Consider the following 24,520-nt stretch of genomic DNA (forward strand, 5'->3'; position numbering starts at 1 on the left):
GCGGGTGACCGCCCGTCAGCATCATTTCTTATGCCGCCTTTTTGGCGTGTCTTTCATACAAAAACTTCAAGACTTCGCTACGCAGATGCGTGTAAGCCGGGTCTTCTACCAGCTCCAGGCGTTTGCGCGGACGGGGCAGATCAACCTCTAGAATTTCACCAATGGTTGCTGCCGGGCCATTGGTCATCATGACGATGCGGTCTGATAACAGCACGGCCTCGTCGACATCATGTGTGACCATGACGGCCGTGCACCCGGAACGAGACATGATGGCCATCAGCTCGTCTTGCAGGCCCGCACGGGTGAGTGCATCCAGTGCACCAAACGGCTCGTCCAGTAGTAGCACTTTCGGCTCCATAGCCAGTGCACGGGCAATGCCGACACGCTGTTTCATGCCGCCGGAGATTTCATTCGGGCGCTTTTCCACGGCGTGGCTTAAACCCACCAGTTCTAGCGCAGCGCGTGTACGTTCGGCCAATTGCGTCTGTCCTTCCGTATCACCAAACACACGCTCAACAGCCAGGTAGACATTTTCAAAACAGGTCAGCCAGGGCAGCAGGGAATGGTTCTGGAACACGACAGCACGCTCAGGCCCCGGCTTGGCAATTTCGCGGCCGGCACAGAATAGGTAACCTTCAGTAGGCTGCAGCAAACCGGCAATCAGGTTGAGCACGGTAGATTTACCGCAACCGGAGTGACCGATGATGGAAATAAACTCGCCTTCACGGATATTGAGGTTGATATCTTTAAGTGCCTGGAAGCTGCCTTTTTTGGTTTGAAACGTCATGTTGACGTTTTCAATCAGGACATAACGGTCTTGCATCATATTGTTTGTCATAGTGGTATTCCTTAAGCAGCGGGTTATTCGTAGCTGTAGCGTTTTGCCACCAGCACCAGGCACTGTTCCAGCAACAGGCCGACAATGCCGACAATAAAAATGGCGATGATGATGTGTTCAACGTTGAGGTTGTTCCACTCATCCCATACCCAGAAGCCGATGCCCACGCCGCCAGTCAGCATTTCTGCAGCCACAATCACCAGCCACGCCGCACCGATGGAGAGACGTACGCCCGTCATCATGTAAGGCATCACGTATGGCAACAGGATTTTGGTGACGATTTTCCACTCAGATAAATTGAGCACCTTGGCGACATTCATATAGTCTTGTGGCACCTTGCTGACTCCGACGGCAGTGTTGATGATCATGGGCCAGACAGCAGTGATGAAAATGACCCAGATCGCGGCAGGATTGGCTGCCTTGAAAACCAGCAGGCCAATAGGCAACCAGGCCAGTGGCGAGACTGGTTTCAGCAAGCTGATGACAGGCGCAGCCATTCTCGACATAAACGTATAACGGCCTATCACAAACCCCATCGGGATGCCGACAACGGCTGCCAAAGCAAAACCGGTAGCAACCCGTTTGAGTGAGTTAAGAATGTTCCAGCCGATGCCCATGTCATTCGGGTTGTTGATGTAAAACGGATCACTGAACAACTCAACGGCTGATTGCCAGGTCTTGACTGGGCCGGGCAAGCCTTGCGTGAGCGCAGACACCGTCGCCCAGATGGCAGCAAATATCAGCAAGCCAGTCACAGGCGGCAACAGCCATTCAAATACGCGTTTGGCAGTTGCCGCCCATGCTCCCCGCTTCTGCAAAAGCGGGGCGGCTGCTGTAGCTGTGGTTGAGAGAGGTTTAACCACAGCAACAACTGGTTTTGCAGGCACTGTTTTCACAGTTGGCTCGCTTGCTTGCATAGTCTTTTCCTTGTTAAAGCTGACGACACTCATGGTGACTCTCCTCTAAAGTTAAGCTTTAACCTTGAAACTGTTGGCGTAGGCTTTAGGATCCTTGCCATCCCACACCACACCATCGATCAGCTTGCTGCTACGCATGACGTCTGTTGGTACGCTAATGCCCAGTGATTTAGCAGCTTCAGTGTAGATGTCGATACGGTTGACTTTTTTGGCAATGCCCAGATAGTCAGGATCGGACTTCAGCAAGCCCCAACGTTTATGCTGGGTGAGGAACCACATACCGTCAGACAGGTAAGGGAAGCTGACCTTGCCATCGTTAAAGAACTTCATGTAGTTAGGGTCTTCCCACTTCTTGCCGATACCATTGTCGTAGTGGCCGAGGAAGCGGCCTTCAATCACTTCTTCTGGCGCGTTGACGTAGGCTTTGCCGGAAATCAGTTTGGCCACTTCAGCGCGGTTCTTGGTGGCATCGATATAGCGCGAAGCTTCGAGGATGGCCTTGGTGAGCGCCAGGGCGGTGTTGGGGTTTTTGGCAATAAAGTCAGCAGTCGTACCCAGGACTTTTTCCGGATGGTCTACCCAGATATCTTGTGTGGTGGCCACGGTGTAGCCGACCTTGTCATAAATGGCACGCGCATTCCAGGGTTCGCCCACGCAGTAACCGTCCATATTACCAATACGCATGTTGGCCACCATTTGTGGCGGAGGCACCACGATGGTTTTTACATCCTGCATCGGGTTGATACCATAGTTGGCCAGCCAGTAATACAGCCACATGGCGTGCGTGCCTGTTGGGAAAGTCTGGGCAAAGGTAAAGTCACGGTTTTCGTTATCGAGCAGGCGTTTTAATGTGCCGCCGCTGGTCACGCCTTTTTCCTTGAGCTGGTTTGCCAGTGTGATGCCCTGGCCGTTATGGTTCAGCGTCATCAGGATACTCATGTCTTTTTGCTGACCACCTATACCCATCTGCACCCCATAAATCAGGCCATATAACACGTGGGAAGCGTGCAACTCACCATTCGCCAGCTTGTCACGTACGCCAGCCCAGGAGGCTTCTTTGGAAGGGACAATCTTGATGCCGTATTTTTTATCAAAACCCATCTGGGCGGCGACGATAATCGGTGCACAGTCAGTCAATGGAATAAAGCCCACTTTGACTTCTGTGATTTCTGGTGCATCAGAGCCTGCGGCCCAAGCCTGGCTGCGAATGGCAGGTGGCACCATGTTCATCATTGCGGCAGCACCGACAGCGCCCGCGATGGCTTGGCGAAAAAATTGGCGGCGCGTTTGGTCTACGGATGCGGCCTGAACGACAGTCGTCTCGACTGCGGTTTTCTTGTCAGAACTACTCATGTTTTCTCCCTGGTAAAGTGAAATTAACTGGAAACGCAAAAACAAAAAGGCGTCCTGAGTGCAAACGGTGTTTTGTTTGCACTCAGGACGCCTTTGTCCGGGTTACTTACTAATCTATATATCAGCTGCTATTGCTGGGCATGTCTCCGTTGACAGGTCCCTGGCAGTTCAGAGTTTGACTCTTGCTTGTCTTAAAGCAATTGGTATGCCAGCTTGATATTTAAACTTAACTGCATGATATATATGGGTATTTTTATATCTATAGCTTAGCGGGCAGGCGGGTGGTGGGCTGAATCGCACTGCTTTTGTGCGGCTTGCTCAAGATTGGCGCGCGCTCGGCGTACTTCTGGTTGGCCAGCATGCCTAACAGCACAAAAACCACGCAGGCCAGGAAAAAACTCAAGCCGCGCCAAAATCCCAAGGGATGTCTTTGCAGCAACGCAGGATGGCTGTGGCGATTAAATGCAGGGTTGGGCGTACGTAAGTCGAACACGAACTCGGACAGGCTGGGGTAGCGTTTTTCCGCATAGGGGTGCACAGCGCGTGCAATGGCCTGATCCATCCAGGCCGGAAAATCCGGTTGTTCGTAGCGGATATCGCGGTAATACAAACGCAAGCGGTCATCACCGTGCTTAATTTTGGCGACCTCGGTGCCATAAGGCAGTTTTCCTGTCAGTAACTGATAGGTAATACACCCCAATGCAAATAAATCACTTTGCACACTGCCGGACTGGCCGATAAACTGCTCTGGCGCAGAATATTGCACACTGCCCAGCAGCCCCCATGTCTGTGTGTGGCTGTACATTTCATCCAACCCCGCAACGCTGACTGCACCAAAGTCGATCAGCGTGATTTTGCCATCCTCATCTATCAAGATGTTGGCCGGTTGCAGGTCCTGGTAGACCATTTCCAGTCGATGAAACGCTTCGAGTGCATTGGCAAGCTGTTCTACAATGTGCCTGACCATCTCCAGCGAGGGTTGCGGATGATCCAGCATCCACTGCTGCAGGGTCTGCCCTGGCACATATTCCATGACGCTGTAAAGAGACTGCCGCTGTCTTTCAGACGCGAAAGGGCGCAACACATGCCGATGCTGGATGCGGCGGGCGATCCACTCCTCCAGATAAAACCTTTCCAGCGTCTCGGCAGAGGCCGCCAAATCTGTCGCTGGCACTTTCAGCACGACCTGATTGCCTGTGGATGTGTCGCGGGCAAGGTAGACCTGGCTGCGGTGACTTTGATGCAGCACACGCAGGATAAGGTAACCCTCAAACTGCTTGCCTTCCTCAAGGGCAGGGGGCAGTGGCAAAGCGCTTAAGGCCTGATACAGCGATGCCACATCGTGGTTGGGGAGTTGCAGCAAGCGGACGGCGATGGCGGTCAGGTTGTCGGCACTGCCGCGCTGGTAGGCCAGCGCTACCCATTGCTGGCACACCTGATCCAGGTCAGTGTCTGAGTTAAGCAGCGCAAGGATGTCATCACTTTTTAAATGATCATAGACACCATCAGACATCAATAGATAAACGTCACCGACTTTTGCTTCATGGCTTGTATAGTCAATTTCCAGATGCGGGCTCATGCCCAGCGCCCGGGCCAGGTAACTGCGATCTTCCTCGCCCCAGAAGCGATGGTCTTCTGTCAGTTGCTCTAAATGACCAGTTCTGACACGGTAAATGCGGGTGTCGCCCAGGTGAAAAATATGCACCATGCGGGATTTGATAACGAGCGCACTAAACGTACAAACAAACCCTCTGTTTTTATCAAAACGATGCGGGCTACGGAAAGTCTGTGCATTTAGCCATGAATTAATCGCCAGCAACACATGCTGTACTGAAGACTTGACCGACCATTCGATGGGGGTGTGGTAATAGTCCTCCAGGAACCTCGTGATGGCTATTCGACTGGCTTGATCGCTGACATCGCTGCTGCTGATGCCATCTGCAATGGCAAAGGCAGCGCCTTTGCTGCTCAGCGCAGGCGCTTCGGGAACGCGTCCACCTTCGGCATCCTGATTGACTTGTTTGCGTCCTGCCTTTGAGCAGGCACCCTTATCGACAATCAATTGCTTTTGCATACAATAAAGCTGCTTTAGATGGATGCGACGGATTAATAGGATTTATAAGGCAGGAACTTACCACTCATGGTGATGTTGACACGGTCACCTTTAGGGTCAGCTTCGCGTTTAATCTCCATATTAAAATCAATCGCACTCATGATGCCGTCACCAAACTCTTCGTGAATCAAAGCCTTAAACGTGGTGCCATAGACACTGATTAATTCATAAAAGCGATAAATTAAAGGGTCCGTTGGCACAGCCGTGGGCAATGAACCTTTATAAGGCACGACTTGTAATTGCGTGATGGCGTCAGGCGGTAGTTGTAGCATGCTGCCAATGGTGCTGGCTTGCTCTGCGCTGAGCGTCATTTGTCCCATGAGCGCCGCGGTTGTCCACTCTTTACTCAAACCAATCGCGTCTGCCAATTGCTTCCAGGTAAGATTCAATTTGAGTTTTTGCGTAATAATCAGTTCGGTGACTTCATTGCGTGTCATTGCTTACTCCTAATCATTTTATAAAAGGCCCTGAAGTAAACCCCAGCCATCATGGCTGAGGTGGCTTAGTGCGTTAATTAAAGGGTACGTTTTGCTTTTGTTCTGACATGGGTTGTATAAAGGGTTAAACCAGTAAAGGCTAAACCGCCCACCAGGTTGCCTAAAGCAGTTGGAATTTCATTCCAAATAAAGTAGTCAGCAATAGAAAAATTGCCGCCCATAATCAAACCGAATGGAAACAAGAACATATTCACGACTGAGTGCTCAAAACCCATAAAGAAGAAGAGGAAAATAGGCATCCACATGGCAATCACTTTGCCACTCACTGAAGTTGAGATCATGGCCCCTACGACGCCCATGGAGACCATCCAGTTACATAACATGCCGCGAATGAAAATGGTAAACCAGCCATCGATGCCATATTTTGCGTAACCTAAGGTACGTGCCTCACCAATGCCCGCTACTTTGGTCGCAATAGCACCTCCATCTGTGTTGTAGCCATAGGTGAAAATAAAAGACATCATCGCCGCCACGGTTAATGCGCCAGCAAAATTGCCCAAAAACACCAATCCCCAGTTTCTCAGGATTTGCTTCCAGGTCACGCCAGGACGTTTATCTAGCCAAGCCAATGGTGTTAACACAAACACGCCTGTTAACAAATCAAACCCCATCAGGTAAAGCATGGAAAAACCAACAGGGAAACAAAGGGAACCAATTAAATGGGATTCCGTGGCAATCGCAATACTGACGGCAAACACTGCCGCTAAAGCCAAGATGGCCCCGGCCATATAAGCACGTATCACGGTGTCACGTGTAGACATGTAAATCTTTGACTCTCCGGCATCTACCATTTTGGATACAAACTCTGAGGGAGCTAAATAAGACATCGAATACCTCGTACTTTCTCTAATATCACGCTGAAACAAAATAAAAAAGGCGTCCTGCCTGAAGAGTTCATCTTCAGGCAGGACGCCTTTGTCCATCAGTGCTTACGCGGTCGTCTGGCTAGATATTAGAGAGCGTATCGCCGTTGACACTCCTCTTGACGCCTGAGACCCCGCATGGTCACCTACTGAAATGTCATGAATGCAATTGTCGTGCCAGATGGCTGGATCGCTTAAATACTGCTGTTAGAGACTGTTTTTGCGAGTCAAGCCACGCAAATTACCTTGTCTGCGGCGCACCACATAAGTGCAAGCGCACCATCTTGACGGGCATTCAGCCGGGTTGCCGGTGGCTGGCAAGGATGTTTTCTGCGATATCAATCACCTTGCGGTTCTGCTCCATGGCTGTGCTGCGTAAGGTCTTGTAAGCCTCCATTTCGGTGACCCCCAGCGTACTCATTAGCAAGCCTTTGGCGCGCTCAATCAATTTGCGCTCGGTCAATGCCTTTTTGGTGTCTGATAACTCGGTTTCCATGTCGGCAATTTGCCGTGACTGGTGTTGGAGTAAAGCGATCATCGATGCCATGGGGTAGGTCTGCGACGTGTCATGTGCCTGAAAATTCAAGGCATTTTCAACAGGAATCGCCAGGTTGAAAAAGGTACTGTTCAGGTTGGCTTGCGGACTGGCCTGTATGGTTTGCAGGTACTGGCGGGTTTGCTCATAGTCTTGTTTGGCCTGGCGGGTCAGCCCGGCCAGCAGTTGGTGCATGGTGTCGACCAACTGGCACTGGATCTGCCACATCTCGCTCAGGCGGCGGCTGCACAAATCGAACCACAGGTCAGCATGACTGGGCATGAGCGCTTGCTGGTCACGGGCGCTGGTCAGTTTGGCGCGGTATTGGGCGTGCTGCTGCTGCCAGGTGCTGGCCTGCCATTGCTGCCAGGCTTCACACAACTCTTTGCTGCCAAACTGGCATACCAGTTCAAAGTGCCGTTCCTGCTGCGCAATCAGTTCAAACAACTTTTGTTGATGTGGCAATTGCAAGCTGCCAGAGCCAAATAAATAGGCACCCACCGCACGTTCCTGTCCGGCAAATTCCTTGCCCTGGATCAGGTTATACAGGGTCAGCAGGCAGGTAGAGATCTTGCTGTTGACTGAGCTGTCGGTGATCTCGAATATCAGCGCAATCAGGCTACCTATCAGGCGGTTGAATGATTCGATGCTATCGGCAAACGAGATATTGAGCAGTGTGATTTGATGCCGCAGTGTGGTGAGCTGGTCCAGGCCCAGCAATATCCAGGAGATCAGCGTCAGTTGCTTGGCATCGGCGCGGCTGTTCCTGTCCAGATGCTGCTGTAAAGCGGCCCTGAAGTCGGTTTCGATGGATTGGTTCTGCGCCACAATCTCTGCGCGCTCTGCAGAAAAACGCTGGCCCCCAGAGGCGATGAATAGGCAACTGGCGCCGCGCTCGATTTGTAACTGGTGGATCAACTGGCCAATTTTTTCGACAAACGCAATGCAGCTATCCAGACGCTCGAGCTCCTCGATATGCCTGATTTTGGCCAGGGTAATGGTTTGTGCGGGGGAAATGTCGGTCATCATCAGGCTAATTCAAGCAAAAACTGTGCGCAGGACGGCAGCGGCCATGCAAGGGCGTGCATTCTAACGGTGTTTGGCTGGATTGGCCAATAGACCGTCGGTTTGTAGCAGCGCACGTGCAATGTCTTCCACCGTCACGCGTTTGAGCATGGCCTGTTCGCGCAGGACTTTGTAAGCCTCGGTTGCACTGATTCCGCGCGCATGCGCCAACATGGCTTGTGCCGCACTGATTTCGCCCGCCGCTTGCAACTTTTCCTCCAGGCGCTGGTTACGTTTGCGCAAGGTTTTTAATTGCTGGCAATGATGCATGGTCAGGATGATAGTGGAGAGCAAGCCTTTGGCTTGCAGTGGCCGGACCAGCATGCCATGGCAACCCAGCGCGGTGGCTGTCTCCAGCGTGGTCGGGTTTTCATAGTCGAGGACACCGATCAATGGAATCGCCGAATCTGGGGTCAGCCAGGGCAATTTCTTTTTCGCGCTGGCCTCGGCATCAAGCAAAAAAATCACCAGCTCGGTGTCTGCGGGCAGTTGTGGGGTGGGCGGCCACAAAGCCACCGTCTGGCAGCCAATCCGGTGCAATTGCTGGATCAAGACTTCTCGGTTCTGGTCTTCTGGATGAAAAATGGTGATGCAGGCATGCCGCAAATGGCGGAATAACTCCAGCGTGGAGCGCTGCGAGGACGCTGGCTTGGCTGCGCGCTGAGCGGTTGCAGGGGTGTCAGCCAACGCGATACTCCGTTGCCTGGGCCAGGTTATTCCAGCTGGCGCCGGGATGCGTCACCAGGTAAGGGTCAGGCATGACTGCCGCCGTGCTGCCACCGGCAATGATTTCAAACTGGCCGCTGGCATTCACACGGGCAATGCGCGGATGCAGGCTGGTATGGTGGTTGCCTGCGTCAATGGCAATGCGTCCTTGCAAGGCCTCAAATTCGCGGCCCAGCAAGTGCGGCAGCAGCACATCATACTGGTCACTGCCCGCGGCACGCATCGCCTCGGCAAACATCTGGGTTTGAAAGTAAGCTGCTTCCCAGGCCATGTTAGGGGCGATGTCGGGACCGTATTGCTGCTGGAAACGGGCGATGCAGGCCTGGTTTGCGGCACTGGCGATACTTTTAAAGTAAGGGGCGGAAGTCATGTGGCCGTGGGCCGCTGAGGCCCCCATTTCTGCCACTTCTGCTTCCGAGGTCGTCAGGCTGGCAATGGGCGTCTGCTGCGCATCCATGCCGAGTTCAGCGTAGGCCTGGTAGAGTCGCTGCGTTGCTTGACCCACGACGGTAGAAAACACAAAATCGGGTGCCTTGGCCTTGATATCCTTGACCACCGCTAAAAAATCTTTTTCTGTGGCAGTGAGCGGCACGTAGCGTTCAGCCAGTTTTTTGCCACCCGGGACTTCAAGAATGAAGTCACTCATGATGCGGTTGGACTCATAGGGGTAAATGTAGTCGCAGCCTATCATGTAGACGCGCGCACCAAAATGCCGAGTCATGTAATCAGCCAGTTGCGCACTGTTCTGGTTGGGCGCCGCGCCGGTGTAAATCACATGCGGCGAGAACTCAAAGCCCTCATATGGCGTAGGGTAAAACAATAGCTTGCGCCATTTTTCTACCACCGGGATCACCGCTTTGCGCGTGCTGGACAGGTAGCAGCCAAAGATCACATTGACGCCATTCTCGCGGATCATACGTTCGGCCAGTAACTGGTATTGTTGCGGCATGCCTTGCGGATCGTAGTGGATAGGCACCAGTTCACGCCCATGAATACCGCCCGCCGCATTGATTTCATCTATGGCAAAAAACGTGGCAAAGGCCTGTGAGCGCTCTATGGTGGCCGTGGCGCCGCTGGTGGAAAACAGCACGCCGACCGGGATCGGGTCAGTGTTTGCCATGAGATTCTTTCGTCAGGGGCCCCGGCCAGGCCGGAGCCATAGTGTTGCGGCGATCAAGCCAGTTATGATCGCTTCTGGTCATCGCCAGTCAGCTCAATCGTCTACTCATTGGGTAAACCTGCAATGGGCGCTTCTTTGGTGCCTAGCGTCGTACGCGTAAACGATTCTACCATGTCGCGCGCAGCTGCCGGGTCCTGTACCCACTTGCTGTAAAAGCTGTAAGGGCAGGTTGCCACGCCCTGGTCCCCATCGCCTGAGTTGAGCATGCCGGTGTAGCCACGGTGCAGCAGCTTGAACAGGTGGTTTTCTGACTGGCCATGTTTACGGAAGTCGCGGATCAAGTGTTTGCTTAAGGCCGCATACTGCACGCCATTTTCTTCTTCGCCACATTCGCCCAGCGTCCTGCCATCAAAACCGATAATCGCAGAGTGACCAAAGTAGGAGTAGACGCCATCAAAGCCTGCAGCATTGGACACCGCGACATAAGTGTTATTGGCAAACGCCATCGCCTTGCTGATGAGGATTTGCTGCTCTTTGGCCGGATACATATAGCCCTGGCAACGTACAATCAGTTCGGCACCCTTCATGGCGCAGTCACGCCAGATTTCAGGGTAGTTGCCATCATCACAGATAATCAGGCTGACCTTGAGGCCTTTAGGGCCTTCGCTGATAAAGGTTTCCTTGCCTGGATACCAGCCCTCAATCGGCACCCATGGCATGATCTTGCGGTACTTCTGCACGATTTCACCTTGGTCATTCATCAGGATCAAGGTGTTATACGGCGCTTTTTTCGGATGCTCTTCGTGCTGCTCGCCGGTGATTGAAAACACGCCCCACACTTTGGCCTTGCGGCAGGCTTCGGCAAAAATGTCGGTTTCCGGGCCTGGCACGGTGGTGGCATTGTCATACATTTCCTGGCTGTCATACATGATGCCGTGCGTGCTGTATTCGGGAAAAATCACCAGGTCCATGCCGGGCAGGCCCGCTTTCATATTCACCACCATATCGGCAATGTTGCGGCAGTTGGCCAGAATCTCGGCCTTGGTATGCAAGCGCGGCATTTTGTAATTGACGACGGCAACACCGACGGTGTCCTGACTGCTGGAAATATCACCATGTATCATGAAGCTTCTCCTGAAAGATTTAAAAAGGCTTAAGACTCGATACATACCGATTACGCATAAAAAAAGCCCACCGGCCATGAAGATGGCGGGTGAGCTTTTTTGCTCGAATCATCACCGGCGCTGTTGACGGTGTGATTAAAATGTAGGGCGTAGCAGGTATTAACCTTGGTGCTAATTTAACCTCAGGTGGATGTGCCTGCCATACGTTAATTGGCGTATCCGGGTCTCTCCGAGCTGCAGATTAAACGGTACGCTCATAGCGCTGCAACACGTGTGCCGCCATGCCTTTAGCCAGTTCTTCTTCGCCAAAAAAGACGGCTTCGCTGGTGCCCAGCTCCTTTTGCAGGCGCTGGTATTCGTCTTCGTGATGGGTGCGGATCACCACTTCAATGTCCGGTTTGAGCTGTTTGGCGATTTCCACCATTTTGCGGATATCCATGGCGTCCGGCGTGGCAATGATCAGCATCGCCGCATTGGCAATGTGCGCTTGTATCAGAACCATGGGGTCGGCGGCATTGCCTGAGACGGCAGGCTGACCTTGTTTACGCAGCTTTTCCACCACTTCACGGTTTTGTTCAGCCACCACAAAAGGGATGCCTGCGTCTGTAAGGGATTGAGCGATGCGTCGGCCAACGCGGCCATAGCCAACCAGCACCGCCTGTCCCTCTAGAAACTTCCGCTCTGTGGTCATGGGTAATTCACCATAAGGATCCATGCGTAGCGAAAGATTTCTGGCCAAATCTGATTTATTCACAATCCAGTTGGTCAATGGCTTGATAGACGCAAACACCAGCGGATTGAGCGCAATGGAAATGAGGGCGCCTGCCAATACCAGGCTCATGCCGTCGGGAGACATCAGGTTGAGTGACACCCCCAGCCCAGCCAGGATAAACGAGAACTCGCCGATTTGCCCGAGGCTGGCAGCGACAGTGAGGGCTGTATTCAGTGGATAGCGCAGGGCCAGCACAATCGCCACTGCGGCCAGGGACTTACCAAGAATGATAATGCCGACCACTGACAAGACCTGCATGGGCTGTTTGATCAGAATGCTAGGATCAAATAACATCCCCACTGCAACAAAAAACAGTACCGCAAACGCATCACGGAAAGGCAGGGAATCTTCGGCAGCACGGTGGCTGTATTCAGATTCGCGCATGATCATGCCGGCAAAAAAAGCACCCAGGGCAAACGAGACATTGAACAGGGAGGAGGCAAAGAAAGCCACGCCAATCGCCACCGCAATGACGGTCAGCGTAAACAGCTCGCGCGAGCCGGTGCCCGCCACATACCATAGCAACCAGGGCAGCACACGTTTACCCACCACCAGCATGATGGCAATAAAGCCCGCCACTTCGAGCAGGGTCATGCCTATGGTTTCCCAGATGGCCACCACATTGGTCGCCTCATTCTGTGTCCCGCCCAGCACGCCTGCCAAGGCGGGCATCAACACCAGCACCAGTACAGTCACCATGTCTTCTACCACCAGCCAGCCTACGGCAATTTTTCCGTTCATGCTTTCAAGGATGCGGCGGGACTCCAGGGCTTTTAGCAGCACCACGGTACTGGCGCACGAGAGCGACAGGCCAAACACCAGGCCTTCGCCCAGGCTCCAGTGCCAGCTCCACGCGACCAGCATGCCGAGCAACGTGGCTAAGGTCATCTGTGCCAGTGCGCCAGGGAGCGCAATCCGTTTAACTGACATCAAGTCCTGCACAGAAAAATGCAGACCGACGCCAAACATCAGTAACATGACGCCGATTTCAGAGAGTTGTGAGGCGATTTCAATGTCTGCGACAAAGCCTGGGGTCGCTGGTCCAATACAGATACCGGCAAATAAGTAACCAATCAATGCGGGTAGTTTGAGTTTTTCGGCAATGAGTCCAAACACCAATGCCAGCGCAAACGCGGCGGCAATGGTGGTGATCAGGGTCAGGTTATGTTCCATAGCAAGGAGTTCTTTAAGTTGTTGTTATCCGCGGGGGGTGCTCGCCACTGGCGCTACGTTCAATCTCTGACTGGGCACGCACTTCACTCAGAGTGACCGTGTTCTGGTCAAAAAGTTGAAATTAATTGCGATTAATGTATCTGCTTTTTATCTTGCCGCAAGTTTTGGTGGCCCGTCAATGATTAAAACGGAACACACCTGCAGCCAGCTTAAGCCTCAGGCGTGGCTAAACGGCAGGGATAAACGTTGCAAGCTGTAAGTACAAAGTTGTTCTGCACGCTGCCAGCGCTCGCTTTCGCTCATGCTGCCAAAGTAGACGACGCTGGACACGCCTTCGATCACAGACTGGCAATAAAGGCTGATTAAATCAAAATCGATGTCGGCGGGCAGCTCTTGGTTGGCGATGGCCTGGCTTAACAGCTGGCTGATCTGCGTAATGCGTTTTTTCTCCCAGCTGAAACGCAGTTGTAGCAGCTCGGGCGAATCATCAATGCCGACATACAAAAAAAACAGCACGCGCTGGATAGAGCTGGGTTCGATATAACTGCGGACTTCCTGCAAGCAATAATGTTTCAGGTTTGCCAGCGCACTCAGCACAGGATCGGCCTGAAAGGGCGACGCTTGTTGAATCACGCGTTCAGCCATGGCAGTGGCGACTTCGAGCTTGCCTTTGTAGTGGCCGTAAACTGCGCCGCGAGACAGTTGTGCCGCTTCGGCAATATCGGCCATGGTGGCGAGCGTAAAGCCTTTGCGGTAAAACACATGCTCTGCCGCATCCAGTATCTGGTCGCGGCTTTTTTGTGCGTCTTCTTTGGTTTTTCTGGCCATGATTTCTAGGCGGATCATCCATCAAACAATGTTGATATGATATCAAAAAATAATTAATCAGTCATGATTGATTAATTATGGAGGTGCAGATAGAATATTGATGTCCATATAGTAAGAAGGCATTTTCATGTCCAGATTTTCTGTCAGTACGGCCTTGGTCTCCACGTTTGTGTTATTGCAGTTATCTGCCTGCAGCAAACCCCAGGAGTCCACCCAGGCCGCAGCGGCGGCCCCTGAAGTGGAAGTGGTGGCCGTCCAGGTCGCTGATATTCCTGACGAAGTGGAGTTGCCGGGCCGCGTTGAAGCCTACCGTATCGCAGAGGTGAGAGCACGTGTGTCTGGTATTGTGGCGAAACGTCTGTATCAGGAAGGGCAGGTGGTCAAAGCAGGTACCAGCCTGTTTGTCATTAACCCTGAGCAGCTGCAGGCCAGTAAGCTGGAAGCAGAGGCGGAAGTGGCAAGGACTGAGGCTAACCTGGTGAATGCGAACGACAAATTACAGCGTTACCAGGCACTGGTTGGCGACCAGTCCGTGAGCCAGCGCGACTACCGTGCGGCACAGGCGGAAGCACAGCTAGCCAAGGCAGAAGTGGCGGCAGCACAAGCTAAACTCAACCGCGCCAAACTGGATTTGGGTTACGCCAATGTGACTGCGCCGATTGATGGGGTGGCACGTCGTGCGCTGGTGACCGAAGGTGCACTGGTCGGTAAAGATGAAGCGACTCACCTGACCACGATAGAACAGGTGAATCCGGTCTACGTTAACTTTGCCCAGTCATCCTCCGAAGTATTTGCCCTGCGTAAAGCCTTGCGCGACGGACAACTCAAGGGCAATGACGGCCAGTTCAAAATTGAATTGTTGCTGCCTGATGGTTCCCTGTACCCGAGTGCGGGCAAGCTTTCATTTTCTGATGTTTCCGTCAACCAGACTACAGACTCGGTGGTGATGCGGGCGATTTTCGACAATCCGCAGCAGGAGCTGATGCCTGGCGCCTATGTGCGCCTCAAAATCCGCCAGGCGACCAATCCCAACGCTATCCTGCTGCCCCGGGATGCCTTGATCCGCGACCAGTTTTCGGCCCGCGTCTGGGTAGTCAATGCCAAGAACGAACTGGAATCCCGCGAAGTGCAAACCGGCAGCGTGATCGACAAGCAATGGGTGATTGAGCACGGCCTCAAGCCGGGTGAGCGCGTGGTGGTGACCAACGCCGCCACGCAAACGGCAGGTGCCAAGGTGACGCCAAAGCTGGTGAATGCCAAAGACAAGATCACCAAAGCACTCGCCTCTTAACGGGCACTCTATTTATCAGGCAATCTACAGAAAGCCAAACCATGAGTCGTTTTTTTATTGATCGCCCGATTTTTGCCTGGGTGATTGCCATCCTGATTGTGCTGGCCGGTTTAATCGCCATTAAACAGCTGCCGATTGCGCAATATCCCGACATTGCGCCGCCGGTGGTGAATATTGCTGCCACTTATCCCGGTGCCTCTGCCAAGGTGGTTGAAGAAACCGTCACCTCAATTATCGAGCGTGAGATGAACGGCATGCCAGGGTTGATGTATGTCTCGGCAACCAGTAACTTTGGTATGGCTTCTGTCAGTGTGACCTTCAAACAGGGAACCAATCCCGACCTGGCAGCGGTGGATGTGCAAAACCGGCTTAAAAGTGTGGAAGTGCGCTTGCCAGAAATTGTGCGTCGCAGCGGCATCATGGTGGAAAAGTCGGCAGACAGTTTCCAGTTGATCGTGTCTCTGACTTCGGAAGATAACCGCTATAGCGAAATTGACCTTGGCGAGTTGTCTTCAGCCACAGTGATGCCTACCCTCAAGCGTGTGCAAGGCGTAGGCAAGGTACAGTCTTTCAGCCCGGAATACGCGATGCGCATCTGGCCGGACCCGCAAAAAATGGCGGGCCTGAATGTCAGCGTCACCGAAATTTCCAATGCCTTGCGTAGCTACAATACCCGCCTCACACTGGGGCAAGTAGGCGCCAGTGGCGTGCCTGAAGGCGCCCCACTCAGCGTCTCACTGGAGGCTGAGGCTACGCTCAAGACCGTGGAAGATTTTGCCAATGTGCCTATTCGCAGCCAGGCAGATGGTTCGGCCTTGCTGGTGAAAGATGTCGCGCGGGTAGAGCTGGGCAGCAGTGACTATACCTACAGCTCCCGCGTCAATGGCAAAAATGCGGCCGGCATGGCGATCAAGCTGGCACCTGGTTCCAATGCCGTTGAAACCATCAAGCGTGTGAAAGAGGCCATGGAGAACATGCAGCCGTATTTCCCGCCCAACGTCATGTTCCAGCTGTCTTATGACTCATCTGCCTTTGTGTCGATCTCGATCAAAAAAGTGATCCAGACACTGGTGGAGGCGGTGTTGCTGGTGTTTGTGGTCATGTATTTGTTTATGCAAAACCTGCGCGCCACCTTGATCCCCACCATCGTGGTGCCAATTGCACTCTTGGGCACCTTTGCCGTCATGTACTGGTTAGGCTATTCGATCAATGTGTTGACCATGTTTGGCGTGGTACTGGCGATTGGTATCCTGGTCGACGATGCCATTGTGGTGGTGGAAAACGTCGAGCGCCTGATCGTGGAAGAAGGCCTGTCTGCCCATGATGCCACCATCAAAGCCATGTCGCAGATCAGCGGTGCCGTCGTCGGGATTACCGCAGTACTGGTGTCCGTGTTTATCCCCATGGCGTTTTTCAGTGGCGCGGTAGGTAATATTTATCGGCAGTTTTCACTGGCTTTGTCTGTCTCTATTAGCTTTTCGGCTTTTCTGGCGCTCTCGCTTACCCCTGCTTTGTGCGCTACGCTACTGCGGCACGAGTCCAGCCCCAAGGCCAGGTTTTTCGTCTGGTTTAACCGCAGTTTCAAATGCATGACTGAACGCTACACCGGCCTGACCGGGCGCTTGCTCAAAAAGCCACTGCGCTGGCTGGCCGTGTTTGCCTTGATTGTGGGGCTGGTAGGCTGGTTATTCATGCGATTGCCGGGCGCATTTTTGCCAGAAGAAGACCAGGGTAACTTTATGGTTATGGTGTCATTGCCACAAGGCGCGACCCTGGCAGAAACGGCCGAAGTGCTAGGCGACATGAGCCGTTATATCCAGCAGCATGAGCCGGTCGATATCATTTTTGAAGTGAGTGGATTCAGCTTTTACGGCACCAGTACCAACAGCGGTATGCTGTTTATCACACTCAAAGACTGGGCCGAGCGGCCCAACCCAGAGCAACAGGTGCAGGCGATTGTGGATCGTGTTAACCAGCAATTCTATGGTCGTCCCAATCTCACTATTTTTGCCATGAATGCGCCGCCATTGCCAGAACTCGGCAGTGTGGGTGGGTTCGATATGCGCCTGGTCGACCGCGCTAGTGTTGGTATCGAGACATTAATGAAAGCGCGTGATCAACTGCTGGCGGAGTCCGCCAAGCATCCTGAACTCGCCAATGTGCTATTTGCCGGCCTGTACGACACCCCCGTGGTTAATATGCAACTCAACCGGAGCAAGGCCAATGCGCTGGGTATTTCGCTGGATGAAATCAATGATTCATTGGCTACCTTGCTCGGGTCTAACTATCTGGGTGATTTCGTCTATGGAAACCAGGTGCGCCGGATTATTGTGCAAGCTGATGGCAAACAGCGCCAGACGCTGGAAGATATCAAGAAAATCCGCCTCAAAGCCGCGGATGGCAGCTTGGTGCCGCTGTCTTCCATCATGACGCTGGACTGGGCCATGGGTAGCCCACAGCGGACGCGTTTTAACGGTTTCCCTTCCTTTAACATCAATGGTGGTGCCGCTCCCGGTCACAGTAGTGGTGAGGCCATGCAGACCATAGAAAAACTGGTGCAAGGCTTGGGCAAGGGCATAGGTTTTGAGTGGGCAGGGCAATCGTTGGAGGAAAAACAATCCGGCAGTCAGGCCACCTTGCTGTTTGGCTTGTCTATCCTGGTGGTGTTCCTGGTACTGGCTGCGTTGTATGAAAGTTGGGCGATTCCATTTGCAGTCATCCTGGTGGTGCCATTGGGGGTTCTAGGTGCTTTGCTCGGAGTGACGATTCGAGGTTTACCGAATGACATTTACTTCAAGGTGGGCTTGATTGCCACTATAGGCTTGTCCGCCAAAAATGCCATCCTGATTGTCGAGTTTGCGCGCGAACACGTGTTGCAAGGTATGCCATTGATCGAAGCCAGCTTGCTGGCGGCCAAAGAGCGTCTGCGCCCAATTGTGATGACATCGCTGGCCTTTGGTGTGGGTGTGATTCCGCTAGCATTCTCCAGTGGCGCCGCATCAGGTGCACAAATTGCCATCGGCACCAGTGTGCTTGGCGGCATCATCACAGCCACCTTGCTCGCCATCTTTTTTGTGCCGTTATTTTTTATTGTGGTGGGGCGCTGGATGAAAAAACCGGCCGCACAGCAAAGGGTGTCACATGAAGTTTAGTCGTATTCCCCTGATTGTCGCGCTGGCATTTGCCATGAGTAGCTGTTCACTGGTGCCTGAGTATTTCAGGCCTGCTGCACCTGTACCAGAAACTTATCCCGGCCAGCCAGCGAACGAGAGCGTCACCGAAGCACCTCCTCTCACCTGGCAAACCTACTTCCCTGATGCAGATTTGCAGAAACTGATACAGGTCGGCTTGCAGCATAACCGCGACCTCAAAACTGCGGTATTACGCATGGACGAAGCCAAGGCGACTTATGGCGTGCAAAAAGCAGACCGGCTGCCAAAGGTTCAAGGCAACCTGAATTACGACCGCAGCCGCACCGTATTCAGCTCCAGCCAGGCGTTTGAGGCCGAGCTTTTCAGGGTAGGTGTAGGCATTAGCGAATATGAGATCGATGTATTTGGCCGCGTGAAAAGCCTGACGCAATCTGCGCTGGAACAATATCTCGCCGTGACTGAAAACCGGCAAGCCGTGCAAGCAACCCTGATTACTGAAATTGCCACGCAGTATGTGAACTACCTGGCCATTCATGCACAACTCAAAGTCACCCAGCAAACCCTGGCTGACCGGCAGCAAATGTTGCAGCGCACCCAGCGCCGTTTCGATGCCGGGCTGGATCAAGTGCTAGACGTCAAAGCTGCGAAAATCCAGGTTGAGCAAGTGCAGGCGCAGCTCGCGCAATGGCAACGCCAGCTGGCCACCACAAAAAACGCTTTGTATTTACTGCTAGGCGAGCCTTCGCAACGCACGCCGTTGCCGGTCAAGCCATTAGCAGATTTAAAACTAGCCGACGTTACGCCGGGCTTGCCGTCCACTTTACTCACCCGTCGCGCCGATATCCGTGCTGCCGAGCATCAGCTCAAAGCTGCCAACGCCAATATCGGTGCAGCACGGGCTGCGTTTTACCCACGCCTGCAACTCACCACCAATGTTGGCCTGGTCAACTCAGATTTCGCCAAACTATTCTCGGATACCGGCAGCAATTACTGGGCATTCAGTCCCCAACTGGTGATACCAATCTTCAACTATGGCCGCAACAAAGCCAACCTCAAACTGGCTGAGGCCCGTCAGCATATTGAGGTCGTGAATTATGAAAAAACCATCCAGACTGCGTTTAAAGAAGTCATGGATGTGCTGAGTACACGCACCGCTATCGCCGAAGAAAGCGCTGCCAGAGACCGCTTGAACGCTCTCGAAACCAGCCGTTTGCAACTGGTCAAACGCAAACTGGATCAAGGCCTGGTGACGTATCTGGAATTGCTGGATGCGCAACGCAGCGTGTTGGATGCGCAAGCGCAGGCAGTGCAAATAAAGCAGCAGGCTTTGCAGAATCAGGTGGGGTTATATAAGGCGCTGGGTGGAAGTTAGAAGGATAATTTGTTTCCACTCTGCCTTGAGTCTTTCAATATCCGTCACAAATCAAAGCGGCGCAATTTGCTGAAGAAAACGGCTAATAAAGTAATGAATGAGTGCGTATGGATTTGAGCTTATGGGCGATGAGTTAATGCCAGCGCAATAGTGGCTGTAATGTGGGTAATCAAAATGAGTTGATGTTCTTTAGTTTGAAATCTTTAAAGTTATTTTATTTGCAGGATGTTGGTCACGAGCCCTAGCCACAACTCATTGACTGATAAGTTGCTCATTCAAAGTGTTACTTAGTCTGACCATTATATTTACAGCTTGTTTCACACTGAACAGGCTTAAAGCGGATTAAACATTTAACCCACTTTTCGATTTACTTGACCATAAAAAATAACAGTGTTAATTTAACAATGTTATTTTAATGGTCTCAGTATTCATGCTCATTTTCTAATTCTGGGGAAGTGCAGAAATGAAAGTTTCGATTCATGCGTTTATTACACATTGCTTATCCATACTTTTTTTAAGTGCGACTTCATTCGTTTACGCGAGTAATACTCCTGAAGGTTTGTGGAAAGCTCACGATGATAAAGGAATGCCGACCGGCTACATCCGGGTAAAGGGGGTGGATGGCGTGTATACGGGGGTGATTGAAAAAGGCCTTGAAACTGACAGGGAAGATAAATACTGCCATGCCTGCAAAGATGAACGCAAGGGCCAAAAGTTAGTAGGTATGACGATGATGAAAAATGTGAAGGCAAATGGTGACGCTTATGAGGGCGATGAAATTTTGGACCCTTTCTCTGGTAACACTTATCGGGTCAAGCTCCAGTTAAAAAACGCTGGCAACGTCATGGAAGTACGTGGCTTTATTGGACTTAGTTTGTTCGGCAGAACACAAGTTTGGCAACGCGTAGAATAGAGGGCGAAGATGCAAAACAGTTATTTATGGCTTAAAAGCTTGCATTTACTTGGTGTAGTGCTTTTTTTAGGTAATATCATCGTGACGGGTTGGTGGAAAGCAATGGCAGATTTAACTAAGAACCCCGTCATTATTGGATTTGCACAACGCCAAGTGACGTTAACTGATTATGTTTTTACCGCAGGTGGCGCATTGATTTTGCTGGTCGCAGGTGTGGTGAATGTAGTGGTACATGGTATGCCTTTATCGCTGACTTGGCTACGCTGGGGCCTGGGCTTGTTCGTCTTGTCTGGCCTGATTTGGCTTTTTATTCTTATTCCTACACAAATAGCACAAGCCAAGATAGCAAAAACCTTTGTTCAGGGCAGCGTGATTACTGACCGTTATTGGCTGTTGTGCCAACGATGGTATATTTGGGGGCTGATTGCCACATTGTTACCATTGTGTAATTTGTATTGGATGGTCTTCAAAACAGCTTAATGAACAATGAGTCACGATTGATTGGGACTGGTTGGGCTTAGGGTAAATTAGACCATTCAATGCACCATCCTAGCTATTTGCCAAATCAATAAACGCCTGCACATAATCAATCTGTACATCAGCCTCACGTATCCCTAGGTAAATCTGCTTGGCAATGCCATCTTTGCCTAGCTTGACCGGCACCACGTCTAAACGGCTTTGATATTCTTCTACCAGCCAGCGCGGTAAAGCGGCCACCCCACGGCCACTGGCGACCATTTGCAGCATAATGTCGGTAGTCTCAATCGGTTTATGCACTTGAGGGCTGATACCTGCGGGTTGCAGGAACTTGTTGTAAATATCGAGACGGTCTATGTCTACAGGGTAGGTGATCAGCGTTTCGCTGCTGAGTTGTGCGGGCGTGACATAGGCCTCTTGTGCCAGTTCATGCTGGCGATGCACAACCAGTACCTGTTCGTAATCAAACACCGGTTGAAATATTAGACCGGGTTTATAGAGCGGGTCAGGGGTGACCAGCATATCTATCTCATAGCCAAACAGGGCGCCGATGCCACCAAACTGGAATTTCTGTTTGACGTCTACATCCACATCCGGCCAGTCGGCCAAATATGGTGACACCACCTTGAGCAGCCATTGATAGCACGGATGGCATTCCATGCCGATGCGTAAAGTGCCGCGTTCGCCCTGAGCGAACTGGCGCAAGCGTTCTTCAGCCAGCAATAACTGCGGTAACAAGCGATTAGCCACTGCCAGCAGGTATTGCCCGGCCTGGGTCAGGCGCAGACTGCGGCCTTCGCGTAGCCAGATATCTGTCCCTAGTTGCTGTTCCAGTTTCTTAATTGAGTGGCTGAGAGCTGATTGCGTGAGAAACAGCTTTTCAGCGGCGGCCGTTAAGGAACCTTGCTGTTCAACTTCGCGAATAATGGCTAAGTGGATACGTTCAATCATGGTTTTATGTATGAATAAAATTAATTGATTGTTGAAATAATAGCATTTTACTTCATGGTTTTTGTTTCCTAGAATGCGTGTTCTGACTTGTTAAGGAACCCATGATGATCACTACACATAACCTTGGCTTTCCGCGCATAGGGGCCAAACGCGAATTGAAGTTTGCTTTAGAAGCCTATTGGAAAGGCCAATCCTCTTTAGAGGATTTAAAGCAGGTAGGTAAAAGCCTGCGCCAAGGAAACTGGGCGTTGCAATCCAATCTGGATTTAGTACCGGTAGGTGATTTTGCTTTTTATGACCAGGTACTGGACATGAGCTTTACCCTGGGGAATTTGCCTGCCCGCGTACAGGATTTTCACGGTGACCCACTGGATAACTATTTCCGCGTGGCGCGTGGTCGTTCTGCGCAGGCTGGCGAAGACCACGTGCAATGTTGCGGCGGTGTGGCGGCGGGTGAGATGACCAAGTGGTTTGATACTAACTATCACTACATCGTGCCGGAATTCACGGCAAAGACACAGTTCAAGCTGGATGCCACCCGTTTGTTGGAGCAGTTGGCAGAAGCCAAGGCACAACCTATTAAAGCTAAACCAGTGATTATTGGCCCGGTGACTTACCTGGCGATTGGTAAAGCCAAGGATGATTCTGACCGGCTGGCACTCCTGCCACAGTTGTTAAACGTATATACCGAGTTACTTGAAACCTTGGCAGCGCAGGGCGTAGAGTGGGTACAGATCGATGAACCTATCCTGGTCACTGAACTGGATGCACAATGGCAGCATGCGTTTAACCTGGCCTACCATCAATTGAAGAGCAGCCGAGTCAAGTTGCTGGTCGCGACCTATTTTGGCCAGTTGGCCGATAACCAATACCTGGCGGCGAATCTGCCAGTGGCTGGATTACATGTAGACGCGATCAATGCACGCAGTGAAATCGTGCCACTGATTAACCAGCTGCCTGCGCATAAAGTGCTTTCAATTGGTGTGATTAATGGCCGCAATATCTGGAAAACCGATTTGAATGCGACGCTGGACTGGCTGGAGCCCATTGCCGAACGCCTTGGTGAGCGCTTGTGGCTGGCACCTTCTTGCTCATTGCTGCATGTGCCGGTGGACCTGGATAGTGAAGTGAAACTGGAGTCTGAGATCAAATCCTGGCTGGCTTTTGCCAAACAAAAGCTAGAGGAGTTGCAGGTGTTGGCGACTGCGTTGAATCATGGGCGGGATGCCGTGAAGGTGGCCCTGGCAGTGAACCAGGCGGCGGTTGATGCGCGCCGTAGCTCTAAACGGGTGCATAACCCGCAGGTGAAAGCCGCATTGCAAACATTGACACCGCAACTGGGGCAGCGGCAGAGTGCTTACCAGCATCGTGCATCCAAACAGGCGGCATTGCTGCAATTGCCGCAATACCCAACGACGACCATTGGCTCTTTCCCGCAGACCGCAGAAATCCGTCAGGCACGCCGGCAGTTCAAAGCGGGCGAAATTGATCATGCGGCATATCAGGCGGCAATGAAAGCTGAAATCGAACGCAGTGTGCGTGAGCAGGAAGCACTGGGCCTCGATGTCTTGGTGCATGGCGAGGCTGAGCGTAACGACATGGTGGAATATTTTGGTGAGCAACTGGAGGGTTATGCCTTCAGCCAGTTTGGCTGGGTGCAGTCTTATGGTTCGCGTTGCGTGAAACCGCCCATTTTGTTTGGCGATATCAGCCGCCCGAAGGCGATGACGGTGGAGTGGATTAAATATGCACAATCACTGACCAACAAGCCGATGAAAGGCATGCTGACTGGTCCGGTGACGATCTTGAATTGGTCGTTTGTGCGCGATGACCAGCCGCGTGCAGTGAGTTGCTATCAGGTAGCCCTGGCGATCCGTGAAGAAGTGCTGGATCTGGAAAAAGCAGGCATTCGTGTGATCCAGATTGATGAAGCGGCCTTGCGGGAAGGTTTGCCACTGCGTAAATCACAGTGGAAAGAGTACCTGAACTGGGCAGTGGAATCTTTCCGCATCACCGCCAATGGTGTGCAGGATGAAACACAGATCCACACGCATATGTGTTACTCGGAGTTTAATGACATCATAGCCTCGATTGCTGAGATGGATGCCGACGTGATCACGATTGAAACCTCTCGCTCGGACATGGAGCTGCTGGATGCATTCGACCACTTCAAGTACCCCAACGAGATCGGGCCCGGTGTCTATGACATCCACTCGCCGAATATCCCGACTCAGGCACATATTGTGCAATTGATGCAAAAGGCGGCCGAACGGATACCGGCTGAGCGGTTGTGGGTGAACCCTGATTGTGGCTTGAAAACCCGCCAGTGGACAGAGGTGCTACCTGCATTAAGTAACATGGTAGCGGCTGCCAAAACCTTGCGGGCTGCTTAACCAATGTCATAAATGACTAAGCCGCCCTTGGGCGGCTTAGTTGTGTT

The 24,520-nt window shown here is 52.2% G+C and carries 19 protein-coding genes; 6 read left to right on the forward strand and 13 right to left on the reverse strand.

Going from position 1 to position 24,520, the window contains the following annotated elements; all coding sequences use genetic code 11:
- Nucleotides 1-28 precede the first annotated feature (28 nt).
- From F463_RS0107300 to F463_RS0107355, 12 genes are all read right to left on the reverse strand, one after another.
- Nucleotides 29-838 (reverse strand): ABC transporter ATP-binding protein, encoded by an 810-nt coding sequence (locus tag F463_RS0107300; RefSeq protein ID WP_018986413.1) that lies wholly within the window; start codon nucleotides 836-838, stop codon nucleotides 29-31.
- Nucleotides 839-861: 23 nt separating this feature from the next.
- Nucleotides 862-1,788, reverse strand: a complete 927-nt coding sequence (ntrB, locus tag F463_RS0107305) for a nitrate ABC transporter permease (RefSeq protein ID WP_026295412.1) — start codon at nucleotides 1,786-1,788, stop codon at nucleotides 862-864.
- A gap of 18 nt (nucleotides 1,789-1,806) precedes the next feature.
- Nucleotides 1,807-3,108 (reverse strand): CmpA/NrtA family ABC transporter substrate-binding protein, encoded by a 1,302-nt coding sequence (locus F463_RS0107310; RefSeq protein ID WP_018986415.1) that lies wholly within the window; start codon nucleotides 3,106-3,108, stop codon nucleotides 1,807-1,809.
- Between the two features lie 259 nt (nucleotides 3,109-3,367).
- Complete coding sequence (locus tag F463_RS0107315) at nucleotides 3,368-5,182, reverse strand: bifunctional protein-serine/threonine kinase/phosphatase (RefSeq protein WP_018986416.1); 1,815 nt, start codon at nucleotides 5,180-5,182, stop codon at nucleotides 3,368-3,370.
- A 32-nt stretch (nucleotides 5,183-5,214) separates the two neighbouring features.
- Nucleotides 5,215-5,658: a cyanase gene (gene cynS / locus F463_RS0107320; RefSeq protein ID WP_018986417.1), complete on the reverse strand. Its 444-nt coding sequence runs from the start codon at nucleotides 5,656-5,658 to the stop codon at nucleotides 5,215-5,217.
- A gap of 77 nt (nucleotides 5,659-5,735) precedes the next feature.
- Entirely contained in the window at nucleotides 5,736-6,641 is a 906-nt protein-coding gene (locus tag F463_RS0107325; protein WP_018986418.1) for a formate/nitrite transporter family protein, read from the reverse strand.
- A gap of 235 nt (nucleotides 6,642-6,876) precedes the next feature.
- Nucleotides 6,877-8,145, reverse strand: a complete 1,269-nt coding sequence (locus tag F463_RS0107330) for a nitrate regulatory protein (protein WP_018986419.1) — start codon at nucleotides 8,143-8,145, stop codon at nucleotides 6,877-6,879.
- A 60-nt stretch (nucleotides 8,146-8,205) separates the two neighbouring features.
- Nucleotides 8,206-8,868 carry an ANTAR domain-containing response regulator gene (locus F463_RS0107335; protein ID WP_018986420.1) on the reverse strand — a complete coding sequence of 221 codons (663 nt, stop codon included), beginning with the start codon at nucleotides 8,866-8,868 and terminating at the stop codon, nucleotides 8,206-8,208.
- Nucleotides 8,861-10,027, reverse strand: a complete 1,167-nt coding sequence (locus F463_RS0107340) for a transporter substrate-binding domain-containing protein (RefSeq protein ID WP_018986421.1) — start codon at nucleotides 10,025-10,027, stop codon at nucleotides 8,861-8,863. Before F463_RS0107340 ends, F463_RS0107335 begins: the two co-directional genes overlap by 8 nt.
- A gap of 101 nt (nucleotides 10,028-10,128) precedes the next feature.
- On the reverse strand, nucleotides 10,129-11,151 hold the full coding sequence (locus tag F463_RS0107345; protein ID WP_018986422.1) for an aliphatic amidase: 1,023 nt from the start codon (nucleotides 11,149-11,151) through the stop codon (nucleotides 10,129-10,131).
- Between the two features lie 241 nt (nucleotides 11,152-11,392).
- Nucleotides 11,393-13,096, reverse strand: a complete 1,704-nt coding sequence (locus tag F463_RS0107350) for a cation:proton antiporter domain-containing protein (RefSeq protein WP_018986423.1) — start codon at nucleotides 13,094-13,096, stop codon at nucleotides 11,393-11,395.
- A 216-nt stretch (nucleotides 13,097-13,312) separates the two neighbouring features.
- Nucleotides 13,313-13,924 (reverse strand): TetR family transcriptional regulator, encoded by a 612-nt coding sequence (locus F463_RS0107355; protein ID WP_026295414.1) that lies wholly within the window; start codon nucleotides 13,922-13,924, stop codon nucleotides 13,313-13,315.
- A 127-nt stretch (nucleotides 13,925-14,051) separates the two neighbouring features.
- Here F463_RS0107355 and F463_RS0107360 point away from each other — a divergent pair, with 127 nt between their 5' ends.
- The 5 genes from F463_RS0107360 to F463_RS0107380 all read left to right on the forward strand — a co-directional run bounded on the left by F463_RS0107360 (nucleotide 14,052) and on the right by F463_RS0107380 (nucleotide 21,132).
- A complete protein-coding gene (locus F463_RS0107360; protein WP_018986425.1) occupies nucleotides 14,052-15,215 on the forward strand; it encodes an efflux RND transporter periplasmic adaptor subunit in 1,164 nt (387 codons plus the stop codon).
- Between the two features lie 41 nt (nucleotides 15,216-15,256).
- Nucleotides 15,257-18,367: a multidrug efflux RND transporter permease subunit gene (locus tag F463_RS0107365; RefSeq protein WP_018986426.1), complete on the forward strand. Its 3,111-nt coding sequence runs from the start codon at nucleotides 15,257-15,259 to the stop codon at nucleotides 18,365-18,367.
- Nucleotides 18,357-19,739, forward strand: a complete 1,383-nt coding sequence (locus F463_RS0107370; RefSeq protein ID WP_018986427.1) for an efflux transporter outer membrane subunit — start codon at nucleotides 18,357-18,359, stop codon at nucleotides 19,737-19,739. The genes F463_RS0107365 and F463_RS0107370 overlap by 11 nt, the downstream gene beginning before the upstream one ends.
- Before the next feature lie 463 nt (nucleotides 19,740-20,202).
- Nucleotides 20,203-20,652 (forward strand): DUF2147 domain-containing protein, encoded by a 450-nt coding sequence (locus tag F463_RS0107375; RefSeq protein WP_081620804.1) that lies wholly within the window; start codon nucleotides 20,203-20,205, stop codon nucleotides 20,650-20,652.
- A gap of 9 nt (nucleotides 20,653-20,661) precedes the next feature.
- The gene (locus tag F463_RS0107380) at nucleotides 20,662-21,132 is read left to right on the forward strand and encodes a DUF2269 family protein (RefSeq protein WP_018986429.1); all 471 of its coding nucleotides are present in this window, start codon (nucleotides 20,662-20,664) and stop codon (nucleotides 21,130-21,132) included.
- A 69-nt stretch (nucleotides 21,133-21,201) separates the two neighbouring features.
- Here F463_RS0107380 and F463_RS0107385 read toward each other — a convergent pair whose 3' ends face one another.
- Complete coding sequence (locus F463_RS0107385) at nucleotides 21,202-22,080, reverse strand: LysR family transcriptional regulator (RefSeq protein WP_018986430.1); 879 nt, start codon at nucleotides 22,078-22,080, stop codon at nucleotides 21,202-21,204.
- A gap of 104 nt (nucleotides 22,081-22,184) precedes the next feature.
- Here F463_RS0107385 and metE point away from each other — a divergent pair, with 104 nt between their 5' ends.
- Nucleotides 22,185-24,473, forward strand: coding sequence for a 5-methyltetrahydropteroyltriglutamate--homocysteine S-methyltransferase (gene metE / locus F463_RS0107390; RefSeq protein ID WP_018986431.1), 2,289 nt, complete (start codon nucleotides 22,185-22,187; stop codon nucleotides 24,471-24,473).
- The last annotated feature ends 47 nt before the right edge of the window (nucleotides 24,474-24,520 follow it).

It is taken from the genome of Methylophilus methylotrophus DSM 46235 = ATCC 53528 (genome assembly GCF_000378225.1).
Lineage (GTDB): Bacteria > Pseudomonadota > Gammaproteobacteria > Burkholderiales > Methylophilaceae > Methylophilus > Methylophilus methylotrophus.